The sequence below is a fragment of the Streptomyces sp. NPDC028910 genome (assembly GCF_055564955.1).
In genome coordinates, this window is the sequence record NZ_JBVHVF010000026.1 from 95,929 (window position 1) to 103,591 (window position 7,663).

Consider the following 7,663-nt stretch of genomic DNA (forward strand, 5'->3'; position numbering starts at 1 on the left):
GACATGACCAACTCCGCCGAACACACCGCCCAGGGCACCGACCGCATCCAGCGGGCCCTGCGCACACTGCTGGAGGAACGCGACCGCCTCCGCCAGGAGAACGACGCCCTCAAAGCCGGCCACGGCGAGCCGATCGCCGTGGTCTCCATGGCCTGCCGCTACCCGGGAGGCGTCTCCTCGCCCGAAGAGCTGTGGGAGGTCATCCGCAGCGGCCGCGACGTCGTCGGCGACTTCCCCACCGACCGCGGCTGGCGCGACGTGTACGACCCCGACCCCGACACCATCGGCAGCGCCTACGTACGCCAGGGAGGCTTCCTGACCGACCCGGCCGGCTTCGACGCGGACTTCTTCGGCATCAGCCCGCGCGAAGCGCTGGCGACCGACCCGCAACAGCGCCTGCTGCTGGAAACCTCCTGGGAGGCCTTCGAGCGGGCCGGCATCATCCCCGCCGACATACGCGGGACCGACGTCGGCGTCTTCTCCGGGGTGAGCTCCACCGAGTACGGGTGGCGCTTCCTGGAAGCGGGCCAGAGCGAACTGGAGGGCTACCTGCTCTACGGCAGCTCGCTCAGCGTCGCCTCCGGCCGCGTCGCCTACGAACTCGGACTGACCGGGCCGGCGGTGTCCCTGGACACGGCCTGCTCCTCCTCGCTGGTGGCCCTGCACATGGCGGCGCAGTCACTGCGCGCGGGGGAGTGCTCGCTCGCCCTGGCCGGCGGGGCACTGGTGATGTCCACGCCCGCGGCGTTCGTGGAGTTCGCCCGGCAGGGCGCCCTGTCCGCCGACGGCCGCTGCAAGGCCTTCGCGGACGCGGCCGACGGAACCGGCTGGGCCGAAGGGGTCGGCGTACTGCTGCTGGAACGGCTCTGCGACGCCCGCCGCAACGGCCACCCGGTCCTCGCCGTCGTCCGCGGCTCCGCGGTCAACCAGGACGGGGCCAGCAACGGGCTCACCGCCCCCAACGGCCGCGCCCAGGAGAAGGTGATCCTGCGGGCACTGGCCAACGCGGGCGTCGCGGCCCGCGAGGTGGACCTGCTCGAAGCCCACGGCACCGGCACCACCCTGGGCGACCCCATCGAAGCAGGCGCCCTGCTCGCCACCTACGGCAAGGACCGGGCCGAGGACAGGCCGCTCTGGCTGGGCTCCCTGAAATCGAACATGGGGCACGCCCAGGCCGCCGCCGGCGTCGGCGGAGTCATCAAGACCGTGATGGCCATGCGCCACCGATACCTGCCCCAGACCCTGCACGTCGACGCGCCCTCACGACACGTGGACTGGTCCCGCGGCGGCATCCAGGTGCTGGCGCGGGGACGCGAGTGGACCCGCCCGAACCATCCCCGCCGCGCCGGCGTCTCCTCGTTCGGAGTCAGCGGCACCAACGCGCACGTGATCCTGGAAGAGGCCCCGCCCCAGCCCGACGAGCCCGCACCCGACACGGACGTCACCGGCGCCCTGGTGCCCTGGGTACTGTCGGGCAAGAGCGCACCGGCCCTGCAGCGGCAGGCGGCCAGGCTGCGCGACTTCGTCGCCGCCGACCCCCACGCGGACACCCCCGCCATCGGCGCCTCACTCGTCTCGACCCGCTCACGGTTCGAACACCGCGCGGTCGTACTGGGCCGCTCGCGCGACGAACTGCTCAGCGCCCTCACCGCGCTGAGCGACGGTACGGAATCCCCCGCGGTGGTCCGCGGCGCCGCCGGCGACCTCGGCGGTGTCACCTTCATGTTCCCCGGGCAGGGATCCCAGTGGACCGGCATGGGCCGACAGCTCTACGACACCTTCCCCGTCTTCGCCAAGAGCCTCGACGCGTGCGCGGCAGCCCTCGGCGAATGGGTCGACTGGCCACTGCTCGACGTGATACGCGGCGTCGAAGGCGCGCCCACCCTGGACCGGGTGGACGTCGTCCAGCCGGCGCTGTTCTCGGTGATGGTCTCCCTGGCCGCCCTGTGGCGGTCCTGGGGCGTGGAGCCGGCCGCCGTGGTGGGACACAGCCAGGGCGAGATAGCCGCCGCCCACGTGTGCGGCGCCCTGTCACTGAGGGACGCCACCAAGGTCGTGGCGCTGCGCAGCAAGGCCCTGGTGGATCTGATCGGCCACGGCGCGATGGCATCGGTCGCCGAGTCCGCGGACATCGTGGCCCAGCGCCTGATTCCGTGGAACGACGAGCTGAGCATCGCCGTCGTCAACGGACCCCGCTCCGTGGTGGTCTCCGGGGAACCGGACGCGCTCGACGAATTCGTCGAGAAGATGAAGGCCGAAGGCGCCCAGGCCCGGAGGATAAACGTCGACTACGCCTCCCATTCACACCACGTGACCCGGGTCCGCGACCAGGTGACCGGCTCACTGTCCGACGTGAGCCCGAAAACATCGATGCTGCCCTTCTACTCGACGCTGTACGGCGAAATCATCGACACCGCCCGGCTGAACGGCGAATACTGGTACAACAACCTGCGCGAAAAGGTCCTCTTCGAATCCTCCGTCCGGCGACTGGCCGACGACGGTTTCCGGGTCTTCATCGAGATGAGCCCGCACCCCGTCCTGACCGTCCCGGTGCAGGAGATCCTCGAGGACGCGGACGACGCGGTGGTCCTCTCCTCCTCGCGCCGCGACCGCGACGAGGCGCAAGCCGTCCTCGGCTCGCTGGCCCAGCTCCACGTCCGCGGCAAAACCGTGGACTGGGACGCCCTGTTCGGGACCCGCCGGCGGGTGGACCTTCCCACGTACGCCTTCCAGCGCCAGCGGTACTGGCTGAACTCCTCACAGACGGCGCCCGCCGCGCAGCTGCCCGCCCCGCAGCCGCCCGCAGACGACGACCACCTCCTGCCCCTGTCGCAGAGGATCTCCACCCTCCCCGACGACGACGCGAACGCACTCGTCCTCGAGCACGTCGTGGAGAAGGTCGCCGTCGTCCTCGGACACCCCTCCAGCGAGTCCATCAACCCCGACCAGGAATTCAAGGAGATCGGATTCGACTCGCTGCTGTCGGTGGAGCTCAGCAAACGCCTGACCGCGTCGACCGGCCTCAAACTGCGAGCGAATCTGGTGCTGCGCCACCCGTCACCCCGACTGATCGCCCGATACATCACGACCTCCATGGCCACCGGCACACCACAGTGATCTCATGGCGCGCCGGGCGGTTTTCCACCCCATAGGCATGTCCCGCCGGCGGGACACCGCAACCTCGACAGCGGCTTTTCCCGCCCCGGCACCAAGGTGTCTTGACCGGCTGATTCACCTTCCGTGAAGGTGGGGTGATCTGCGAATTCCTCCCATTCCCGGACCTGTTTTCCTCTGAGGGGTTGATCCGTGTGCGTTCGTTCGGCGCGTCGTCTGCGCATAAAGGGCTGTGGCTGGCGGAGGCCGTGTCTCCCGACACGCTGAACCATGCGCTGACCATGTGGGATGTGGACGGTGAACTGGACGCGGCGGTCATGGAGTCCGCGTTCCTCCACGTGATGGAGGAGGCGCAGGTGCTGCGCGTCAACTTCGTCGACGACGGCAGCGGACTGCGCCTGATCCCCCGGGAACTGGGGGACTGGCGGCCGTTCTCCCTGGACCTCAGCACCGAGACCGATCCCGAGCAGGCGGCCCGCGAAGCGCTGGCCGACATGCTGCGCGAACCCTTCGACCTGGAGCGGGATCTGCTGTTCCGACTGGGCGTGGTGAAACTCGCGGCGACCCGCTCACTGGTGGTGATCGCCTACCACCACCTCATATCGGACGGATTCGGCACAGGCGGCCTGCTGTCACGGCGCCTCGCCGAGGTGTACACGGCGCTCGCACGGGGCGAAAACGCAACCCCGCTGCCGCACCCCTGGGACGCCGAGTCCTTCGCGACCGAGGCAACGCACTACCAGGCCTCCCAGAAGTTCACCGACGACACGGAGTTCTGGCGCGGCTACCTGACCGACGCCCCGCCACCCGCACGGATCGCGCGCATCGACCTGTCCGAGCCGATGCGCTCCGCGCTCTGCGAACCGATGAACAGCGCCGACCGCTGGGGCGAGCTGACCGAACACATCGGCATGGTCAGCCGGACGCTGACCGTGCCGCGCGCCGAGGCCGACACGTGGACCCAGACCGCCAAGTCCCTGGGCGTGTGGACGTCCACCATGCTCACCGCGGCCGCGGCGGTCTTCTTCCGGCACCGCTGCGACCGCCCGGAGTTCCTCCTCTCACTGGCCGTGGGCAACCGGGTCGGCGTGGCCAGCCAGACCCCCGGCCTGGCGGTGAACGTGGTCCCGGTGCGGGTCAAGGTTCCCCTCACGGCGACCTTCGCCGAGATCGCCGACGCGATGGTCGACGAAACCTACGACCTCTTCGATCACACCGCCTGCCACTACTCCGACATCCAGCGCGCGAGCGAAACCGCCCTCAGCGACCGCGGCAGCTTCGGCACCGTCATGAACGTCGTCGACTTCGTGGAACAGCTCCACTTCGCCGACCACCCCGCCCGCTACCTCGGCGGAACGACCGGGGCCTTCGACGAACTGTCCATCGGCGTCTACACCGACGGCAGCGCCGACAGCGACCTGTTCATCCGGCTCGACGCCCCCGCCAGCCTCTACTCGCGCGCGGAGCTGCGCTTCATCGGCGCCGACCTGATCGCACACATCCGTGCCGTGGTGGCCGCCGACGCACAGCCGGTCGGCGCCCTGGACGTGCTGAGCGGCATCGAACGCGACCGGGTGCTGACGGCGCCGAACGACACCGAGGTGCCGGCGCCCGGCTCGAGCGTTCCGCAGCTGTTCGCCCGACAGGTTCAGCGGGACCCCGACGCCGTCGCTCTGCTCTCCGGCGGCTCGGCCCTCTCCTACCGGGAGCTGGACGAGCGCTCCAGCCGCCTGGCCCAGGCGCTGCGCCGGCGCCACATCGGACCCGAGACGGTCGTGGCGGTGGCGATGCCCCGATCGGTGGACCTGGCCGTCGCCCTGCTGGCCGTGGTCAAGGCCGGCGGAGCCTACCTGCCCATCGACCCCGCGTTGCCGGCGCAGCGGATCAGCTCCCAGGTCAACGACTGTGCGGCGCGCGCCCTGCTCACCGACGCGGCGACAGCCGAAGCACTCACCTCCCACCTGGACGTTCCGGCGATCGTGCCCGACCACATCCGGCCGCAGACCGCCGACGACGACAGCGACGCCGTGCCGCCGCTCCCGCTCCCCTCGCACCAGGACAACCTGCTGGCGCTCACGTACAGCACCGGACCGACCGGCACGCCCACAGCGGTCGCCGTGACGCACCGCAACATGGAGCGGTTCGTCACCGACCGCCACTGCCAGGAGACCGGCCGCGGCACCGTGCTGTGGCACGCGCCCCCCACCCACGACGCGCTCGCCCTCGAACTGTGGGCGCCCTTGCTCAACGGCGGCCGGGTGGTCCTGGCTCCCGCAGGCGACCTGGACGCCGACGCGCTCACCGAGGCGCTGACCCAGGCGCGAGCAGCGCACCCCGTCTCCACGCTGTGGCTGCCCGCCGCCCTGTTCTCGGCGATCGCGGCACAACACCCCGAGCGCCTCGCCGGATTGCGCGAGGTGTGGACCGGTGGCGACCGCGTCCCCGCCGCCGCGCTGCGACGGATCCGGGAGGCCTGCCCCGAGCTGACGATCGTCCACGGCCACGGTCCGACGGAAACCACCGTGTTCGCCGCGACCCACCGCCTGGCCGCCGGCGAACCGGCGCACCCCCCGGCCACCGTCGGCCACCCGATGGACCACACCGCCCTCTACGTACTGGGACCCGGACTGGCGCCCGTCCCCGCCGGCGTGAGCGGAGAGCTGTACGTGGCCGGGCCCGGCCTGACCCGCGGATACCCCGCACGACCCGGACAGACCGCGCAGCGTTTCGTACCCTGCCCGTTCGGCCCGGCCGGAGCGCTCATGTACCGGACCGCGGACCGGGTGCGGTGGACCACCGACGGCCGGCTCGAATACATGGGCCGCACCGACAGCCAGGCGGACGTACGCGGTACCCGGATCGAGTTGACCGACGTCGAAGAGGCACTGTCCGAGCACACCGCACTGGCCCAGTCGGCCGTGGTCGTCAGGCACGACAGCTCCGGGCAGCAGCGGCTGGCGGCCTACGTGGTCCCGGCGGGCGCCCAGAGCGTTTCGGGCGAAGAACTGCGCCGCTTCGCCGCAGGACGGTTGCCGGAGGCCATGGTGCCCTCGGTGTTCACCGTCCTGGAACGCCTGCCGCTGACGGCCGACGGGAGGGTGGACCGGGCCTCGCTGCCGCAGCCCCAGTTCGACGACGGGACGTACCGGGCACCGCGCAACGAAACCGAACGGATCCTGGCCGCGGCCTTCGCCGACGTACTCGAACTGGACCGGGTGGGCATCGACGAGGACTTCTTCGACCTCGGCGGCAACTCGCTGCGGGCCATCAGGCTCAAAGGCCTGATCCGGGCCCAGCTGAACCAAGAGGTGTCGATCCGCAAGCTGTTCGCGGCCCGCACCATCGCCAACCTGTCCGACACGTGGAAGGACCTCGCCCAGTCCAGCAGGCCGACCCTGAGCCGCAGGACGAAGGAAGGCGCCGTCCTGTGAGCTCCGCCCTCTGAGCTCCGCCCCCTGAGTTCCGTCCCCCGCTCAACCGCCGAGTCTGCCGGCGGCGGTGAGAGCGGGGGACGGGCTGTGGAGAAGGGCGCCCGAAGACCAGAGCCGGATCCGCTCACGGCAAAGCCGGCCCCGCCGGTCACCCGCCCATGAGCGATACGCCCGGGCGGGTGACCGGCGAGGCACGGCGGCGAGCACGGTCAGGAAGCGGCGCTGCCCGCGAACATCCCCTCGGTGACGGCCGCAGCGACCCGGCCGACCTCCTCGACGAGATAGAAATGGCCGCCGGGAAAGACCTTCAGAGCGAAATCACCGCTCGTGTGATCCCGCCACGTCCCCGCCTCCTGGACCGTCACCATCGGATCGCTGTCCCCGACCAGCGCGGTCACCGAAGCGGCGAGCGGCTCTCCACCGCGCCAGCTGTACGTGCCCAGCGCCCGGTAATCGGCACGCAGCGCCGGCAGCACCATCTCCAGGACCTCAGGGTTCTCGAGCATGCCCTGATCGGTACCGCCCAGCCTGCGCACGTCGGCCAGCACATCGGCGTCCTCGTACAGCTCGTAGCGGACGCTCGCCCGCGGGCCCGGCGCGCCCCGGCCGGAAAGGAACAGCCGCTGCGGGCCGGGCAGTTCACCCCCGGCGAGCAGCCGGGCCGTCTCGTACGCGACGAGCGCGCCCATGCTGTGGCCGAACAGGGCGTACGGCCGTCCCAGGTCCGCGGCCAGCGCGTGCGCCAGCTCCCCGGCCACCGCCTCGACCAGCGAGTCCAGGTCCGTGAACGGCGCCTCACGGTACCGGTCCTGGCGCCCCGGGTACTGCACGGACACCACGTCGAAGTCCGCGGGCAGCGCACGCGCCAGATGCGTGTACGCCGTCGCCGAGCCCCCCGCATGCGGGAAGCACACGAGCCGCGGCCCGTCCCCCGAGGCCGTGGTGAAGCGCCGGAACCACGTGCTGTTCACCGGATTTCTCCCAGGAGGCTCCGCCCTTTAGGGCGGGGAGGAATGGGTCCTTGGAGCGGAGCCGCGTAGCGGCGGAGTTCTCTGCGCATCTGCTGTGACCTGCACTCTCTTCCGTTGTCAGTGGCGGGTGTTAGGTTCCGATCATGA

Annotated in this window: 3 protein-coding genes; 2 read left to right on the forward strand and 1 reads right to left on the reverse strand. The window is 70.9% G+C overall.

What is annotated here, in order from left to right:
• The first annotated feature begins 3 nt into the window (after nt 1-3).
• The gene (locus ACZ4TV_RS26965) at nt 4-3,117 is read left to right on the forward strand and encodes a type I polyketide synthase (protein ID WP_468137556.1); all 3,114 of its coding nucleotides are present in this window, start codon (nt 4-6) and stop codon (nt 3,115-3,117) included.
• 191 nt (nt 3,118-3,308) lie between these two features.
• Nucleotides 3,309-6,545 carry a non-ribosomal peptide synthetase gene (locus ACZ4TV_RS26970; RefSeq protein WP_468137563.1) on the forward strand — a complete coding sequence of 1,079 codons (3,237 nt, stop codon included), beginning with the start codon at nt 3,309-3,311 and terminating at the stop codon, nt 6,543-6,545.
• A gap of 209 nt (nt 6,546-6,754) precedes the next feature.
• Here the strand turns inward: ACZ4TV_RS26970 and ACZ4TV_RS26975 are convergent, their stop codons facing one another.
• Nucleotides 6,755-7,516 (reverse strand): thioesterase II family protein, encoded by a 762-nt coding sequence (locus tag ACZ4TV_RS26975; protein WP_468137557.1) that lies wholly within the window; start codon nt 7,514-7,516, stop codon nt 6,755-6,757.
• Nucleotides 7,517-7,663 lie beyond the last annotated feature (147 nt).

What these genes read in the sequence shown, in the direction of transcription:
- ACZ4TV_RS26965 (WP_468137556.1), top strand. Translation starts at nt 4, where the DNA reads ATGACCAACTCCGCCGAACACACCGCCCAGGGCACCGACCGCATCCAG.